This is a genomic window from Microbispora catharanthi (assembly GCF_006334915.2).
In the GTDB taxonomy this organism is placed as follows: Bacteria; Actinomycetota; Actinomycetes; order Streptosporangiales; family Streptosporangiaceae; genus Microbispora; species Microbispora catharanthi.
Genome location: NZ_VDMA02000017.1, coordinates 114,421 through 129,950, shown reverse-complemented (window position 1 = coordinate 129,950; position 15,530 = coordinate 114,421). Strand labels below are relative to the sequence as shown.

The following is a 15,530-nucleotide window of genomic DNA, read 5'->3' as shown; positions in this document are numbered from 1 at the left end:
CGAGCGCACTGCCGGGGGTCACCCTGATGTTCTATCCGGCGCAAGGGCGGGGGTCCTGCGCAGCAAGAGGGCGAGAGCGCCGGTGGCGGCAAGCAGGAGCACGGCGAGGGCGACCACGCCCGGCCATCCGGCGTCCGTCCAGGCGCGGCCCGCGAGGCTGCCGAAGACGGAGGACCCGAGGTAGTAGGTGAACAGGTAGAGCGAAGCGGCCTGGCCTGTGGACACTCCCCCCGCGTACGCCCGGGCCGGAACCCACCCGCTGGCCACGCCGTGGACGGCGAAGAACCCCGCGGTGAGGAGCGCGAGTCCGATGACCACGACCGGCAGCGAGGACGTCAGCGTGATCAGCGCGCCGACGACGGCCAGCAGACAGCCCAGCGGCGTCACGGTCCGGCGCCCGTACCCGTCCGCCAGCCGGCCGAACACCGCGGAGCTGACGGAGCCGATGGGATAGACGAGGAACATCAGGCCGGCGGCTCCGACACCGAGGTGGAACGGCGCGCCCGCGAGCCGGAAGCCCAGGGTGTTGAACACCGCGACCAGGGCTCCCATCGAGCAGCCGCCGATGCCGTACAGCGCGAGCAGTCCGCGGTCCGACACCGCGCGCAGGCTCCCGCGGAGCAGGGCACGGACGCTCGCCGGGGCGGCGGTGAAGCGCCGGGAGGCCGGAAGCAGCACGCGTACGGTCAGGGCGCACAGCAGGCCGAGTACGGCGGCCGCGGCCAGGGCCCAGCGCCAGCCGCCGGCCTGGGCGACCGCGCCGGTCAGGAGGCGACCGGCCATCCCGCCCAGCGCCGTGCCGCCCACGTACAGACCAGCGGCGCGGGCGTGCGTGGACGGGTGCAGTTCCTCGCGGAGGTAGGCGGTGGCCACCGCGGGGAGCCCGGCCAGCGTGATGCCCTGGAGCGACCGCAGGACCATGAGCGCCGGCCAACCGGGCGCCAGCGCGCACGCCGCCGCGACGACGGCGGACGCCGTCAGCGACAGGTGGATCAGCCGGGTGCGCCCGACGACGTCGGACAGGGGTCCGGCCACCAGCAGCGCGACGCCGAGTCCGAGCGTGGTGAGCGAGACGCTCAGCGTGCTCTCCGCGGTGGAGACCCCGAACTGCGCGGCGAGCTCGGGCAGGATCGCCTGGGTGCTGTACAGCAGCGCGAAGGTCGCCACCCCGGCGGCGAACAGGGCGACGACGACCCTCCGATATCCGGTGGTCCCCGGCAGGTGTCCTTCCACGGCAGAGGTCTCAAGAACAGCGGTCACCCCAACGACTGTGCGCTTCCTGCCGCTATGCGTCCAATGCGAGGACAAGCGGATTTCGATACGCGATGCGTATGATGGCGGGCATGCTGCTCCGGGACCTGTCCTGGCTGGTCGCCCTCGCCGACCACCAGCACGTGACCGACACCGCCGCCATCCTCCGCACCAGCCAGCCGACGCTCTCGCGCGCCCTCGCCCGCGTGGAGAACGAGCTCGGGACCCGGGTGTTCGAGCGCGCCCCGGACGGGGTCCACCTGACGCCCAACGGCAGACTCGTGGTGGCGGCCGCGCGCGACCTCACGGCACGTCACGAGCAGTTGCTGACCGATCTCCGCAGCCTGCTCGACCCGGACACCGGCGTGGTGCGCCTGGCCTTCCTCGACTCCATCGCCACCTCCCTCGTCCCGCGGCTGTTGCGCTCCTTCCACGAGCACGCCCCCCGGATGCGGATCCTGCTGCGCCAGGAACCGGCGCACGAGATCGTCCAGGACCTGCGCACCGGGGCCGCCGACCTCGCGATCACCTCCCCACGCCCACCCGGAGACTTCGGCTGGCACCCCCTGCAGGAGGAGCGGCTGGTGCTCGTCGTGCCGCCGAGCCACCGGCTGCGCGAGCGCGAGGAGGTGGAACTGCGGGAGCTGGCGGACGAGGAGCTCGTCACCACTCCGGTCGGCTTCGGCTACCGGGCCCTGGTCGACGCGCTGCTGCGCGACGCCGGGGTGTCCCCCGCCGTCTCCTTCGAGAGCCAGGACCTCGCGACCATCGAGGGCCTGGTCGCGGCCGGGCTCGGCGTGGCCATCGTGCCGGAGCCCTTCGCCGGCCAGTCCGGCACCGTCGGCGTCAGGATCGCGGCGGAGGCCGCCCGCCGCACCATCGGCCTCACCTGGCGTACGGACCATGCCCCGGCCGCCCCCGCCACCCGGTTCCGGGACTTCGTCATGACTCCCGCCCTAGGATGATCCGATGCGCCAGGCCGACTCGGATCCGTACTGGAACACCAACGTCGCCCGGCACCCGGGCATCCTCCGCGCCGTCCCCGAAGGGTGCGGCGACGCGCTGGACGTCGGCTGCGGGGACGGACTGCTCGCGCGGAAGCTGACCGGCCGGGCCAAGCGCGTCACCGGCGTCGACAGATCGCCCGAGATGATCGCGTGTGCCCGCGAGCTGTCTCCCGGCCGGCCGGAGCTCACCTTCGTCGAGGGCGACTTCCTCACCGCCGTCCTGCCCGTCGAGGAGTACGACTTCGTCTGCTCGGTGTCCACGATCCACCACATGGACTTCGACGCGGCCCTCACCCGGATGCGCGAACTGCTGCGCCCCGGCGGCACGCTGGTGGTGGTCGGCCTGGCCCGCGAGGCGTCCCCCGCGGAATGGGCGGCGATGATCGCGGCCGCTCCCGTCGTTCGCGTCACGAAGGTGCTGCGCCGCGCGCGGGGGCCCGAGGGGATGCCGGTGGCCGAACCGCGGATGAGCTACGGGCAGGTGCGGGCCGCGGCACGCCGCCTGCTGCCCGGCGTGCGCTACCGCCGGCACGTGCTCCGCCGATACTCCCTGACCTGGACGAAGCCCGGCCGCTAGCGCTCCTCGTCCGTACGCAGGAACTCGGGACGGGAGCGGTGCCAGCCCGGCGCGTCCAGCGCGTTGAGTGCCGAGACGATCCGCTTCTCCTCGTAGACGAAGTGCGTCTCCATCAGCGCGGCCAGGCTGTCCAGCTCACGGCGCACGTCGGCGGGGTCCGCCGCCCGGTCCAGGCGGCCGGAAAGATCCTGGAGCCGGCGGAGGGAGTCCTCCGTCAAGGTCATCCCTTGTACCGGCGCCTCCATGCCCTCGGCGGTCTCTTTGCCCGGTGCACCGCGACGCTGCCGAAGGATCTATCACCAGGCCGGCCGATGGGTCAACGGCGCAGGGCCCGGCGGTAGCGGACCTCGGTCAGCGGGAAGCCGTCCGACTCGTCCCGCTGTGCGGCGCCGTCGGGGCGCCAGCCGCCACGCTCGTAGAACCGCCGCGCGCGAGCGTTCCCGTCGACGACCCAGAGGGTGGCCTGCTCATACCCGGCGGTGGCGAGGCCGTCCAGCGCGGCCGCCATGAGACGCCCCCCGACCCCGGTGCCCCACACCTCGGGCATCAGGTAGATCGCCGAGATCTCCGCCACCGAGGCCGGATCGACGTCGTCGTCCCGGCCGGGGCCGAGCGCGGCGAACCCGGCGACGGAGCCGTCCGCCTCCGCAACGAGGACCTCCGTACGCGGCGGGGAGGACTCCCCCAGCAGCCGCTCCCAGACAGGCAGGCGCATGGCCGGGGTGAGCCCGTCGAGATAAGCCTCGGGCATGAGCCCCGGGTAGGCGGCCTGCCACGACCGGACGTGGACGGCGGCGATCGCCTCCGCGTCCGCCGGTTCGGCGCGTCTGATGACCAATGCACGCTCCATATCCGCTTTCGCTGCCGGCACCCCGGTATACACCCCACTGCCACGCGCGAACCAAGCGGATCGATATTCACAAAATGGCTTCCGGTGTACTTTTGAATGGCCTAGCCTCGTCGTCCGTGAAACTCGCCAAGATCGCGCTCGCCGGTTCGGTGGCGCTGGGGCTCGTCCCGGCCGTCTCCGGCACGGCCGCCGCCCATCCGATCAAGAACAGGACCCTCACGGAGAACCGCCTGTATGACGCGGGACCCTTGCCGGCCACCGACTGCCGGGAAAGACCGGTGAAGAAGGCGGACGTGAGGTCCGCCAAGGTCTATCTGAACGAGGTATTGAATTGCCTCAACCGCTCCTGGACCGCTGAATTGAAGCAGGCGGGTCTGAAGCAGTCCCGGGTGAAGCTCACGTACGCCACTAAGCCGCCGGCGAAGTTCTGCGGCTCGAAGTGGGGCGATTGGGACGCCTACTACTGCGACGCGTCCCGCACCATCCTGATCGTGCTCCGGAAGGACCTCTTGGAGGAGCCGGGGGATCTCTACCTGTTCAACCTGCTGGCGTCCAAGTACGGGGAGCACGTGCAGAACGTCACCGGCATCTACCGGGCCTGGTTCAACACCGACTACCGGAACAAGGCCGAACTCCACGAGCAGACACGGCGATACAGCCTGCAGAGCTACTGCTTCGCCGGAGCCTCCCTGCGAAGCTTCTGGAAGTCCTTCCGGCGTGACCGCGAGGACTGGGACGACCTGCTCTACTATCTGCGCGGCTGGGCGAGCAAGTACGACGGGAACAGGAAGTCGATCACCTACTGGGCCAACGAGGGATTCACGTCCGGCGACCCGGGGGCCTGCAACACGTGGACCGCCCCGTCCTCGAAGGTGGCCTGAATCGGCTGATGGGGCTGGGCGGCCTAGACGATCTCGAGGTTGGCCATCATGCCCATGTCCTCGTGTTCGGCGTTGTGGCAGTGGAAGAGGTAGCGGCCGCGATAGCCGTCGAACCGGGTGATGATCTCCACCGCTTCGCCCGGCCGTAACGAGACGGTGTCCTTGAGTCCCGCGTCGTGAGGGAGCGGCTGCCTGCCGCTGCGCGAGAGCACCCGGAAGCCGACCAGGTGCAGGTGGACGGGGTGGTGGACGTCGGCGACGAGCCGCCAGACCTCGACGTCGCCGAGCCGGGTGGTGACGTCGGTGCGGGCGGGGTCGAACGGCAGGCCGCCGATGAGCCAGCCGTGGCCCGCGTGCGTCTGCCCGGCGCGGAAGGCGAAATCGCGCACCCTCACGGCGTCCGAGCGCCGCCAGGCCGGCAGGTCGGCGGACAGGGCGCGAGGGATGCGGCTGTCGTCGGCGGCCTTGCGCGCGACCCGGAAGGCCATCACGTCGCGGGTACGGCCGGAGCCGAGCCGGTTGACCACCCTGACGAGGCCGCCGATCGGAACGCCGGAGAAGTCGACGACCACGTCGTAGCGTTCCGCGGGTGCGATCGGGAACAGCGTGTGGACGACCGGGGCGGCGAGGAGCCCCTGGTCGGCGCCGACCTGGACGAGATCGAGGCGGCGCCCGTCGCCGGTGACCGCTTCGAGTTCGTAGTGGCGGGCGTTGGACGCGTTGAGGATGCGCAGCCGATGGCGGGCCGCGTCGACCTCGTGCACGGGCCACGGCGCGCCGTTGACCAGGATGACGTCGCCGAGGACCCCGGCCAGGTACGGCTCGCGGACGCCGGGCCGTACGCGCAGGGTGGGATCGAGGGCGGGATAGGCGAGGCCGCCGTCGGCGGCGAACGCCCGGTCGGCGATCATGAGGGGCAGCTCGCGCGGCCCGGCGGGCAGGCCGAGGGCGTCCTCGGCGTCGTCGCGCACGATGTGCAGCCCGGCCAGGCCCCGCCAGATCGCGGGGGCGGTGAAGTCCATCCGGTGGTCGTGATACCACAGCAGCGCCGGCCGCTGGTCCAGCGGGAAGGTGTAGTCCCGCGTCAGCTCGGACACCACGGCCCTCGGGTCATGCATGCCGTGCCCGGAACCGTGCTCCATGTGCCCGGAGCCGCGCCCCATGTGCCCGGAGCCGTGCTCCACGTGCATGGAGTGCTCCTGCCGGCCCGCCGGCAGGAGCAGGTCGGTCGGATACCCGTCGGAGGCCGCCGGAGTCCGGCCGCCGTGCAGGTGCACGACCGTCGGGACGGGCAGCTCGTTGCGGTGTGACACGGTGACCGGCCGGCCGCGGCGCGACTCGATCGTCGGCCCCGGGAAGGTCCCGTCGTAGGTCCACATCGGCGTCGTGACACCGGGAAGGATCTCCACGCTCGCCTCGCGCTGGGTGATCTCGTAACGGTCGGCCCCGCCCGAGGTGCCGACCGGCGTCAGTACGGCGGGAACCGGCAGCGGCACCTGGAACGGGAGCGGGAGCGGGAGGTCGCTGCGCAACTGGGCACCGGTGAGCGACGGCCGGCGGGCCAGCGCGGCCGCGCTCGTCAGCCCGGTGGCCGCCATCAGCCCGAGCGCCCCGCCGATGCCCAGGGCCCGCCGCCTGGTCACGCCACGGCTGTTACGCATTGTCCGCCCCCTGACGCAGCAGAGGCCGCCGCCATACGTCGATGAACTGCACCACGACCGCGACGACGGTCATCACTCCCAACGGGAGGTGCAACCACAGCGCCCCGTCCAACCCGGCGAAGTACTGCACCGTCTCGGCCGCCACCACGGCCGCCGTGGCAAGAAACGGCCATGCCTGACGCAGCCGAATCCAGACCGCGATCGCGACGATCGCCTGCAGACACCCGATGGAGGTGACGGCGTCGGCGCCGGCCGCATGCAGGCGCAAACCGGCGTAGTCACCGGTCAGATACATCCCGGCGAACACCGGCTGGCCGGCGATCGCCACCGCGTGGGCGCTGACGACGGCGCGCAGCAGCCATCCCGTGGTTGTCGTCCGGGACGCGGCCACGGTGAGCATGCGCATCCCTCCTCACTCCGTCCTCGTTCCGTGGAGGGCTCCGACGCTATGGCCGCAGAGTTATCTTGTCTAAGATCAATATTGCTATGGAGTTATATCGACGGAGTCATGATGGACCTGAACTCGCTCAGGCAGTTCCTGGTGGTGGCACGGCTGGAGCACCTCAGCCGGGCGGCCGACGAGCTTCACACCGCCCAGCCGTCGCTGAGCCGCACCATCGCCCGGTTGGAGAGCGAACTGGGCACACCGCTGTTCGACCGGAGCGGCCGGCTCCGGCTCAACGACGCGGGCAGGCTCTTCCGCGATCACGTCGAACGCGCCCTGGGCGAGCTCGAGGCCGGACGGCGCGCCGTCGCCGAGGCCGCCGGCGAGGGCATGGGCACCGTGAGACTGGCGTCGGAAACCTTCCTCACCCTCACCGGCCCGCTGGCGGCCTACAAGCGGGCCCATCCCTCCATCGAGATCGAGCTCCACTGGTCCCTGGCCGAGGACATGGCCCGCCGCCTGCGCGCCCAGGACGTCGACCTGTGTGTGGCCTCTCAGCCGATCCACGCCGAAGGCCTGGAGTCGATGCGGCTGTTCGATGAGGCCGTGGGTGTGGGCATACCACTCGATCATCCGCTCGCGGGCCGCGCGTCCGTGAGCATCGACGAGCTCGCCGGGCAGTCCTTCGTCACCGCCCGCAAGGGGCACTGGCTACGCCGGCTGCTCGACCGGCTCTTCGCGGCACGAGGCCTCACCCCGAGGATCGTCTGCGAGAGCGACGAGCACAGCGCCATCGCGGATCTGATCAGCGCGGGACTCGGCATCGGCCTGATCCCCGGCTTCGCGCGCCGCGGCGACCCGCGTGCCCCCGTCGCCTGGATCGCCGTCGACAGCCCCGACTGCCGTCGCACGGTCACCCTCTACTGGGGCGCCGACAGCCACCTGTCGACCGCCGCCCGGCTGATGCGCACCACGATCGCCGACTGGAACTGGACCACCGGCGAAGAACAAGGACATTCGCAGGGCCTGACATTTCCGGGTGCTGTCCGGTCGAACCAGCGAGGAACACCGAAATGAAGGGATGGGTAGCGATGCCTACGCAACGCGAAGAAGACGAAGCCAGGATCAGGCGGCAGATCGGCAGAATCGTCGAAGGGATCCGGGCCAAGGATCTCGAAGGCCTGAGGCGGCTCTACGCGACGGACGTCGTGTCCTTCGACGTCGAGCCGCCGCTGCAGCATGTGGGGATCGACGCGAAATTGAAGAACTGGGAGAGGGCGTTCGCGTTCTTCCAGGATGTGGATTACGAGGTCCGCGACCTGACCCTCACCGTGGGCGACACGGTGGCGTTCGGTCACTGCTTCGGCCGGCTCAGCGGCACGCTGAGGAACGGGACCGCGACGAGCGGTATGTGGGTCCGGGGCACTTTCTGCTTGCGGAAGACCGACGGCGACTGGCTGATCGCGCACGACCAGGTCTCCGTGCCGCTCGACATGTCGAGCGGCAAGGGAGTGACCGACCTGGAGCCCTGACGGGTCGCGGAAGTCCGGGACGCCGCGGGCGGCGCCGCCCGCCGAGCCACCGACCTGGGTTCCCAGGCCGGCGGCGCGGCGGTGCCGCTGCGGTCGCGGCCCTCGATCGGCCACCCGCAGGGCAGCGGGATGCGGATGCGCCGGCGATCACCCGCCGATGTCGCGGTAGGTCCACATCTCGGCGAGAAGGCCGTCCTGTACGCGGATGAGCCAGACCAGAGGGGTGCCGTCCGCGTCCCGGCCGCGGCCGGCGTTCCCGACGACCGCCACCAGATCACCATCCCCGAGGACGGCGTCGATCCGGAACCGGAGGTCCGGCTGCGCGCCGCGGATCCGCTCGACCGCCTCTCGCACGCCCTGCGGCCCGGCCACCTCGGGATGCGCGTGATCGCCCCAGTCCGGGCTCAGGATCTCCTCGGCCGCCGAGGTGTCGCCGGTGTTCCACATCTCGAAATAGCGCGTCGCGAGCCGCCGGGGGGACCGCGGCTGGTCGTCGTCCATCGTGTTCATTTCACATCCACGGTGCGTACGGGTGACAGGAACAGCAGGAGCGGCCACAGCAGGGTCGCGCCGCCCAGGACGATCAGGGCGGGGCGCAGGCCGATCCAGGCGCCCAGGGCGCCGGCCAGGAGCGGCCCGAGCGGCAGCAGGCCCGCCTGCATGAACTGGGTGGAGCCGTTCATCCGGCCGAGCATGCCGGGCGGGCACAGCAGCTGGCGCGCGGTCTGGGCCGCGGTCGCCTGGACCATCCCGGCGGCCGTCAGGAAGGTGAAGACCAGCCCGACGGTCCACTGGCCGGCCAGGCCGGGCGGCACGAGGGGGGTGACCAGCTCGAAGGGGGCCGACAGCAGGGCGCCCAGGACGATCACGCGGCCCATGCCGAACCGGGCCGTCACCCGCCCGGCCACCATGCTCCCGGCGACCCCGCCGATCAGGCTCAGGCCGTAGACGAGCCCGGCAGCCCGGGCACTCCAGCCCAGCTCCCGCACGACGTAGAGCAGCCACATGGAGCTGATCCCGCGCAGCAGCACGGCGCTGACCGCCCCGGAGAGGGCGAGCACGCGCAGCACCGGCTGGGCGAGCACGAACCGCAGCCCCTCGGCGATCTCGCCGAGGAAGCGCCCGCGATGCGGGGTGCGCTCGGGCTTCGGCTCCCGCAGGCGCATCGACGCCAGGGCCGCGGCGCTCAGGGCGTACGAGAGGGCGTCCGCGGCGACCGCGCGGGCGGCGCCGACGAGACCCACCAGGAAGCCTCCGACGCTCGGCCCGGCCATTTCGGCCAGGCCGCGCGCGGTGTTCATCTTGGCGTTGGCGTCGGAGAGCCGGTTCCCGCCGAGCAGCACCGGCGTCAGGCTGCCGGCCGCGGTGCCGAAAACCACGCCGAGCGCGCCGACGACCAGGGTGACCGCGTAGAGCTGGGCCATCGTGACCCGGCCCGCCACGGCGGCGATCGGCACCGACGCCATGGCCAGCGCGGCTCCGGCATCGCAGGCGATCATGAGACGCCGCCTGCGGTGACGGTCGGCCAGCACGCCGGCCGGGAGCGAGACGACCAGCGCCGGCAGCGTGCTCACGGCCCCCAGCACCGCCACTTCGAACGTGGTGGCGCGCAGCCCGGCGACCGCGACCATCGGCAGGGCGATCCAGCTGATCTGCGAGCCGAACATGCTCACCGTGTGGCCGCTCCACAGCAGCATGAAGTCCCGGTGCCGCCACAGCGACCCGGCCGGCCCTCGCCCACGCACCCGGCCGACCGTACGCACGGGGATCGGCCGCCGCAACCGGATATCGCGGCCTCACACCGCGGCGTGCGGTGCCGCCGGTCAGGAGGGGGTGGAGCCGGAGGTGCGGGCGCGCAGGCCGCTCACGCGGCGCAGGATGTCCCACCAGAAGGGCGCGCCGAACAACAGGGCGATCAGCGTGATGAGGAACCCCGGCCAGTGGCCCGGCGACGTGAGGCGCTGCCACCAGTCCCCGCCGTGCCAGGCCCATGCCGGACCGTCGGCCGCGTCCATCGTGACGCTCACCGGGGCGTGCGTGAAGATCTTCACGAACGCCGGGGTGCTCAGCACGTCGGTGACGCACGCGTACGGGTCCTGGCCCGGCTCGCACTGCTCACGCAGCGGTTCCAGCGCCTGGGGGCCCGACTGGCCGAAGGCGGTCACCGCGCTGCGGTAGGCGTTGTCGCGCAGCAGGGTCTTGCCGTACTCCAGGGAGTCCATGCTGAACACCAGCGTCACGACGAGGCCGAGCGCGACGAGGACCCAGCGGACGTAGCGGCGGTAGAGCAGGCTGAGCCGCTCCATCTCGCCGTCGAACCAGTCCTCGACGCCGCGGCGGAACGCCTCCAGGTCGTGGCTCGCCCTGTCCCACACGGCCTTGAGCGGCCGGGAGAACGGGCTCTTCAGCGCGTCGAGGTCCCGCATGAGAGCCTCCACGCCGCCGTGCTCGGTGGCGATCTCCATCACGGCGACGGCGAAGCGCGCGGGCGGGATGTCGGCGATGCTCGTCCTCCCGCGCTTGGCGTGGTCGATCTCCTGCAGCCGTTCGTGGAGCAGTTCGGCCATCGACTTGCCCTGGTCCGGCGGCAGCACGCCGCCCGCCGCGCCGTCCGCCGCCGGGTCGACCGTGAGGGCGGCGGTCTCCTCGGGATCGGCCTGTCCGGCGGGGTGCGCGGGGTCCGCCGGCGCGCCCGCCGCGACCTCGGCCGAAGCCGTCGCCTGACCAGCCGTCGCCTCCCCGGCCGCCGTCTGCTCGGACGCCGTCTGCTCGGACGCCGTCTGCTCGGCGGCCATCTGCTCGGCGGCCACGGAGTCGGCCGCGGCGGCGAGCGGAGGGCTCTCCACGGGCGGCGGCTGCTGACTGAACGCGGGCCGCGGGTCGCGGCCGAACGGCAGCCGCGCGAACACCCCCAGCACGCTGGCGGGCAGGCGTGAGCGGCCCTCCTCCGGCGACGCCGCCTGCGTCAGCGGCGTGCGCGCCTTGCGGCCGAACCTCTTGAGCGCGTCCAGGATCCGGTCGAGCCGGGAGGTCCCGTCCGCCGTCTCCGCGCCGTCGAGGGTGTCGCGCAGGTATGCCCACAGGAACTTGCTGCGGATTCCGAGCAGCCTGACGATGCCCTCGTTGATGCCGCTGACGAGAAGCGACAGCAGCAGGAAGGCCAGGATCAGCCCGATGGCCAGGTCTGCGTAATACGAGATCAAAGAGATCACCCGCACCCGTTGATACACGTTACGGGCTGCGATGGCAACGCTCCGATCCGCATACATAAACGTCATACGGAACAAGCCGCGCGCCAAGGCGGCAACCACCCTTGATCGGCCGTTGGCCTGACTCAGTCCTCGTAGAAGACGCGCTCCACCACGGTCCTGGCCCTCCGCGTGGCGCGCCGGTAGTCCTCGACGAAGTCCTCGGTGCCCTCGGGCGGATAACCGAGCGCCCGCGCGAGCAGCACACGCTCCTTGACGGGAGTGGGGATGCTGTCGGCCGCCCGGCCGCGCACCAGCATGAGGGCGTCGCGGATGCGCGAGGCGAACAGCCACGCCTGCGCGAGCACCTCCTCGTCGGCCGGGTCGAGCAGGCCCTCCCCCGCCGCCGCGCGCAGCGCGTCCAGGGTGCGCGTCGTACGCAGCGCGGGTACGGCTCCCGCGTGCCGCAACTGGATGAGCTGGGCCACCCACTCCACGTCGCTCAGCCCGCCCCTGCCGAGCTTGGTGTGCAGGGCCGGGTCGGCCCCGCGCGGCAGCCGCTCGGCCTCCATGCGCGCCTTGAGCTTGCGGATCTCGCGTACGGCGTCGGCGGAGATGCCCTCGGCCGGGTAGCGCAGCGGCTCGACGAGCGCGATGAACTCGCGGCCGAGTTCGGCGTCGCCCGCGCAGAACCGGGCCCGCAGCAGCGCCTGGGCCTCCCAGTGCGAGGCCCAGCGGTCGTAGTAGGCGCGATAGGAGGCGATCGTGCGCACGAGCGGCCCCTGCCGCCCCTCCGGCCGCAGGCCCGCGTCGATCTGCAGCGGCGGGTCGGGGGCGGGCAGCGCGAGCAGCCTGCGCGTCTCCTCGGCCACCGCGTGGGCGGCGACGGCCGCGTCCCGCTCGGCCGCCCCGTGCAGTGGCGCGTGCACGAACATGACGTCGGCGTCGCTGGCGTAGGAGCTCTCCAGGCCGCCCAGGCGGCCCATGGCGATCACGGCCATCCGCGTCGGGAACGGGGCCCGCCGCTCCAGCGTGACCTTGTTGATCGCCGTGTCCAGCGCCGCCTGGATCGTGACGTCGTTCAGCGAGGAAAGGGCCTGGCCGACCTCCTCGATGTCGATCAGTTCCGACAGGTCGGCGCAGGCCGTGCGGAGCAGTTCCCTGCGGCGCAGCGCCCGGACGGCGGCGACGGCGGTCTCGGCGTCCTCCGCGTGGCGGCCCACCGCGGCGGCGGCCTCGGCGGCGAGCGTCGCGGCGGGCCGTACGGCCAGCTCGGCGGGCGAGCCCAGCATCGCGACGGCCTCGGGGGCGTGCAGCAGCAGCCCGGTGACGTACTTGCTGGTGCCGAGCAGGTGGGCGAGGCGGTCGGCCGCGGCGGTCTCGTCGCGCAGCAGGCGCAGATACCACGGCGTGGTGCCGAGCTTGTCGCTCACCTGGCGGAAGCCGAGCAGGCCGGCGTCGGGGTCGGGGGCGTCGGCGAACCAGCCGAGCATGACCGGCAGCAGCGTCCGCTGGATGGCCGCCCGGCGGGAGACCCCGCTGGTGAGCGCGGCGATATGACGCAGCGCGCCCTCGGGGTCGGCGTAGCCGAGCGCCTCCAGCCGCGCGGTGGCGGCGGCCGTGGACAGGCGGGCCTCGGTCTCCGGCAGCCGCGCGACGGCCTGCAGCAGCGGGCGGTAGAACAGCTTCTCGTGGAGCCGCCGCACCTCCAGCGCGTGCCGCTTCCAGGTGGTGGTGAACTCCCCCACCGGGTCGGTCGTCATGCCCAGCCCCCGGCCGAGCCGCCGCAGGTCGGCGGTGTCCGACGGCACCACGTGGGTGCGGCGCAGCCGGTGGAGCTGGAGCATGTGCTCGACCTGGCGCAGGAAGGTGTAGGCCTCGGCGAGCGCCTTGGCGTCGTCGCGCCCGACGTAGCCGCCCCTGGAGAGGGCGGCGAGGGCCGACAGCGTGGCCCTGCGGCGCAGCAGCGGGTCGGAGCGGCCGTGCACGAGCTGGAGGAGCTGGACGGCGAACTCGATGTCCCGCAGCCCGCCCGGCCCGAGCTTGATCTGCCGGTCGGCCTCGCCCGCGGGCACGTGCGCCTCCACCCGGCGGCGCATGGCCTGCACGTCCTCCACGAATTTGGGCCGGGCGGCGGCCTGCCAGACCAGCTCGTTGACCGCGGCGACGTACTCCTGGCCGAGCTCCAGGTCGCCCGCGACCGGGCGCGCCTTGAGCAGCGCCTGGAACTCCCAGGTCTTGGCCCACCTGCGGTAGTAGGCCAGGTGGCTTTCCACGCTGCGCACGAGCGGGCCCATCTTGCCCTCCGGGCGCAGGTTGGCGTCCACCTCCCACAGCGCACCCTCGGGGGTGCTCGCCGAGCAGGCCCGCATCATGCCCTGCGCGAGGCGCGTGGCGGCCTGCAGCGCCTTGGTCTCGTCCACGCCTTCCTTGGGCTCGGCCACGAAGACGACGTCGACGTCGGAGATGTAGTTCAGCTCGCGGGCCCCGCACTTGCCCATGCCGATGACGGCCAGCCGCACGTCGCCCGCGTCGGCCACCTCGGCCCTGGCGATGGCGAGGGCGGCCTCCAGCGCGGCCGAGGCGAGGTCGGCCAGTGCGGCGGCGGCCTCGGCGAGGGTGCACTCGCCGGTCACGTCCCGCGTGGCCAGGTGCAGCAGGCGGTTACGGTAGGCGACGCGCAGCGCCGCCATCGCCGGCCCGGACGTGCCCGGCCCGGCGGTGCCCCCTTCGGTCACGGGCTCGGCCACGGGCTCGGCCGCGTCCGGGTCCGCCCCGACCGCGAGCAGCATCTCCTCACGCAGGTCGCCGAGCGTGGGCCACCGCGTCCACTGGATCGACGGCAGGCACTCCGGGTGCCGTACGACGTGCTCGCCGAGCGCCGCACTGAGCCCGAACACGCCGAGCACCCTGCGGCGCAGGTCCGGGTCGGCGCGGAACGTCCCGAGCACGCTCGGGTCCCGCTCCACCAGACGGCTCAGCGTGGTGAGCGCCAGATCCGGGTCGGCGGCCCTGACGATGTCGTCGAGCAGCGCGAAGTCGCCGACCGCCTCGGGGCCGAGCTCATCGAGCAGCCGTTCGGCCCGCGCACCGTCGGCGAATCCGAGCGCCGCCAGGCGCCCTGCCGTCGTCTGTATCCGAGGCGCGGCGTTCACCGTTCCTTCCTCCACCCCGACGTCGATCACGTCGGCCCCCCCGAGACGAACCTTCCCAGTAACCGTACACATGGGTCGGAAGCCTCCTCGCAGAGATCGGCCCCCTGCCGCGGAACCGACCTTGGATGTCGCCGCCCGGCACCTGCCGGGCTCAGCGCACACGCTAACCCTCCGCGTTGTGCACGTCCTTAGCGGTTTCTCTGCGTAATCGGCCCATCACGGGTTTTCTCCGCGCGCCCCTCCGCCCATGTCGGCCCATGTCGGCCCGTGTCAGCCCGTGTCAGCCCCGGGCGAGCTGGGCCGCGAACGCCTCGGCCAGCGGCCTCCAGGTGCGCTCAAGCTCGTCTCCGGCCGCCTCGACCCGCGTGTTGAGCTCCTCGGCCCGCTCGGACGGCACTTCCCCGCCGCCGGTCCAGGAGGCGAAGATCGCGGGTGTGGCCTCGGGATGGAACTGCACGGCCCAGGCCCGGTCGCCGAGCCGGTATGCCTGGTTGGCATACCGCGCGCCGGTGGCCAGCCGTACGGCGCCCTCAGGCAGGGTGGTCATGGCGTCATAGTGGTACTGGATCGCCCGGACCGGGCCGGACGGCAGCGCCGACAGCAGCGGGTCGGCGGCGGCCTCGGGCAGCGTCTCGATCTCCCCCAGGCCGATCTCCAGGCCCGCGTCGCCGCGCTCGACGGTCCCGCCGCAGGCCATGGTCATGAGCTGGGCGCCGAGGCAGATGCCGAGCGTCGGCACGCCCTCGTCCACGGCGCGGGCGATCAGGTCCCTGGTGGCCGGCAGCCAGCCGTACCCCTCGTCGTCCCAGGCCGCCGCGGAGCCGCCGAGGACCAGCAGCCCGCCGGCGGCGCGTCCGGGCACCGGCTCCCCCTTGTACGGCCGGACGACCTCGGCCTCGACTCCGGCGGCCTCCAGCCACCCCGCGAAGAAGCCCAGGCCCGCGTCGGCCTCGTGCTCGATGACGATCAGACGTTCACCCATATGGGAGAGCTTAAAGACACATATCGGGACAGGCGATACCTGAGAGGGTCGTACCGTACAG

At 72.4% G+C, this 15,530-nt stretch carries 15 protein-coding genes; 5 read left to right on the top strand and 10 right to left on the bottom strand.

What is annotated here, in order from left to right; genetic code table 11:
* Nucleotides 1-18 precede the first annotated feature (18 nt).
* A complete protein-coding gene (locus tag FH610_RS28820; protein WP_205826144.1) occupies nucleotides 19-1,260 on the bottom strand; it encodes an MFS transporter in 1,242 nt (413 codons plus the stop codon).
* Nucleotides 1,261-1,343: 83 nt separating this feature from the next.
* Between FH610_RS28820 and FH610_RS28815 the strand changes: the two genes are divergently transcribed.
* Together FH610_RS28815 and FH610_RS28810 are read left to right on the top strand one after the other, a co-directional pair.
* Nucleotides 1,344-2,216: a LysR family transcriptional regulator gene (locus FH610_RS28815; protein ID WP_139578162.1), complete on the top strand. Its 873-nt coding sequence runs from the start codon at nucleotides 1,344-1,346 to the stop codon at nucleotides 2,214-2,216.
* A gap of 4 nt (nucleotides 2,217-2,220) precedes the next feature.
* Entirely contained in the window at nucleotides 2,221-2,835 is a 615-nt protein-coding gene (locus FH610_RS28810) for a class I SAM-dependent methyltransferase (RefSeq protein ID WP_139578161.1), read from the top strand.
* Here the strand turns inward: FH610_RS28810 and FH610_RS28805 are convergent.
* Nucleotides 2,832-3,053, bottom strand: a complete 222-nt coding sequence (locus FH610_RS28805) for a hypothetical protein (RefSeq protein WP_205826143.1) — start codon at nucleotides 3,051-3,053, stop codon at nucleotides 2,832-2,834. The genes FH610_RS28810 and FH610_RS28805 overlap by 4 nt on opposite strands.
* Nucleotides 3,054-3,151: 98 nt before the next feature.
* The gene (locus tag FH610_RS28800) at nucleotides 3,152-3,673 is read right to left on the bottom strand and encodes a GNAT family N-acetyltransferase (protein WP_205826142.1); all 522 of its coding nucleotides are present in this window, start codon (nucleotides 3,671-3,673) and stop codon (nucleotides 3,152-3,154) included.
* A gap of 128 nt (nucleotides 3,674-3,801) precedes the next feature.
* Between FH610_RS28800 and FH610_RS28795 the strand changes: the two genes are divergently transcribed.
* Nucleotides 3,802-4,566 (top strand): neutral zinc metallopeptidase, encoded by a 765-nt coding sequence (locus FH610_RS28795; protein ID WP_161628101.1) that lies wholly within the window; start codon nucleotides 3,802-3,804, stop codon nucleotides 4,564-4,566.
* Nucleotides 4,567-4,589: 23 nt separating this feature from the next.
* On the opposite strand, the gene FH610_RS28790 is transcribed toward FH610_RS28795, so the two are convergent.
* A complete protein-coding gene (locus tag FH610_RS28790) occupies nucleotides 4,590-6,227 on the bottom strand; it encodes a multicopper oxidase family protein (protein WP_139578158.1) in 1,638 nt (545 codons plus the stop codon).
* Nucleotides 6,220-6,627, bottom strand: a complete 408-nt coding sequence (locus FH610_RS28785) for a hypothetical protein (RefSeq protein WP_139578157.1) — start codon at nucleotides 6,625-6,627, stop codon at nucleotides 6,220-6,222. Before FH610_RS28785 ends, FH610_RS28790 begins: the two co-directional genes overlap by 8 nt.
* A gap of 108 nt (nucleotides 6,628-6,735) precedes the next feature.
* Here FH610_RS28785 and FH610_RS28780 point away from each other — a divergent pair, with 108 nt between their 5' ends.
* Nucleotides 6,736-7,689, top strand: coding sequence for a LysR family transcriptional regulator (locus tag FH610_RS28780; RefSeq protein ID WP_240809252.1), 954 nt, complete (start codon nucleotides 6,736-6,738; stop codon nucleotides 7,687-7,689).
* A gap of 14 nt (nucleotides 7,690-7,703) precedes the next feature.
* Nucleotides 7,704-8,144: a YybH family protein gene (locus FH610_RS28775; protein ID WP_139578156.1), complete on the top strand. Its 441-nt coding sequence runs from the start codon at nucleotides 7,704-7,706 to the stop codon at nucleotides 8,142-8,144.
* A gap of 147 nt (nucleotides 8,145-8,291) precedes the next feature.
* On the opposite strand, the gene FH610_RS28770 is transcribed toward FH610_RS28775, so the two are convergent.
* The 5 genes from FH610_RS28770 to FH610_RS28745 all read right to left on the bottom strand — a co-directional run bounded on the left by FH610_RS28770 (nucleotide 8,292) and on the right by FH610_RS28745 (nucleotide 15,469).
* Nucleotides 8,292-8,654, bottom strand: coding sequence for an ester cyclase (locus FH610_RS28770; protein ID WP_139578155.1), 363 nt, complete (start codon nucleotides 8,652-8,654; stop codon nucleotides 8,292-8,294).
* A complete protein-coding gene (locus tag FH610_RS28765) occupies nucleotides 8,651-9,889 on the bottom strand; it encodes an MFS transporter (RefSeq protein ID WP_139578154.1) in 1,239 nt (412 codons plus the stop codon). Before FH610_RS28765 ends, FH610_RS28770 begins: the two co-directional genes overlap by 4 nt.
* Nucleotides 9,890-9,967: 78 nt before the next feature.
* Nucleotides 9,968-11,356 (bottom strand): hypothetical protein, encoded by a 1,389-nt coding sequence (locus tag FH610_RS43925; RefSeq protein ID WP_205826141.1) that lies wholly within the window; start codon nucleotides 11,354-11,356, stop codon nucleotides 9,968-9,970.
* Nucleotides 11,357-11,478: 122 nt separating this feature from the next.
* On the bottom strand, nucleotides 11,479-14,487 hold the full coding sequence (locus FH610_RS28750; protein ID WP_240809251.1) for a bifunctional [glutamine synthetase] adenylyltransferase/[glutamine synthetase]-adenylyl-L-tyrosine phosphorylase: 3,009 nt from the start codon (nucleotides 14,485-14,487) through the stop codon (nucleotides 11,479-11,481).
* A 280-nt stretch (nucleotides 14,488-14,767) separates the two neighbouring features.
* Complete coding sequence (locus FH610_RS28745; protein ID WP_139578152.1) at nucleotides 14,768-15,469, bottom strand: type 1 glutamine amidotransferase; 702 nt, start codon at nucleotides 15,467-15,469, stop codon at nucleotides 14,768-14,770.
* Between the last annotated feature and the right edge of the window lie 61 nt (nucleotides 15,470-15,530).

Bases quoted from the DNA above. Each gene is read 5' to 3' on its own strand.
- FH610_RS28810 (WP_139578161.1), top strand. From the start codon at position 2,221: ATGCGCCAGGCCGACTCGGATCCGTACTGGAACACCAACGTCGCCCGG.
- FH610_RS28775 (WP_139578156.1), top strand. From the start codon at position 7,704: ATGCCTACGCAACGCGAAGAAGACGAAGCCAGGATCAGGCGGCAGATC.
- FH610_RS28785 (WP_139578157.1), bottom strand. From the start codon at position 6,627: ATGCTCACCGTGGCCGCGTCCCGGACGACAACCACGGGATGGCTGCTG.
- FH610_RS28770 (WP_139578155.1), bottom strand. From the start codon at position 8,654: ATGAACACGATGGACGACGACCAGCCGCGGTCCCCCCGGCGGCTCGCG.
- FH610_RS28745 (WP_139578152.1), bottom strand. From the start codon at position 15,469: ATGGGTGAACGTCTGATCGTCATCGAGCACGAGGCCGACGCGGGCCTG.
- FH610_RS28815 (WP_139578162.1), top strand. From the start codon at position 1,344: ATGCTGCTCCGGGACCTGTCCTGGCTGGTCGCCCTCGCCGACCACCAG.
- FH610_RS28790 (WP_139578158.1), bottom strand. From the start codon at position 6,227: ATGCGTAACAGCCGTGGCGTGACCAGGCGGCGGGCCCTGGGCATCGGC.
- FH610_RS28780 (WP_240809252.1), top strand. From the start codon at position 6,736: ATGATGGACCTGAACTCGCTCAGGCAGTTCCTGGTGGTGGCACGGCTG.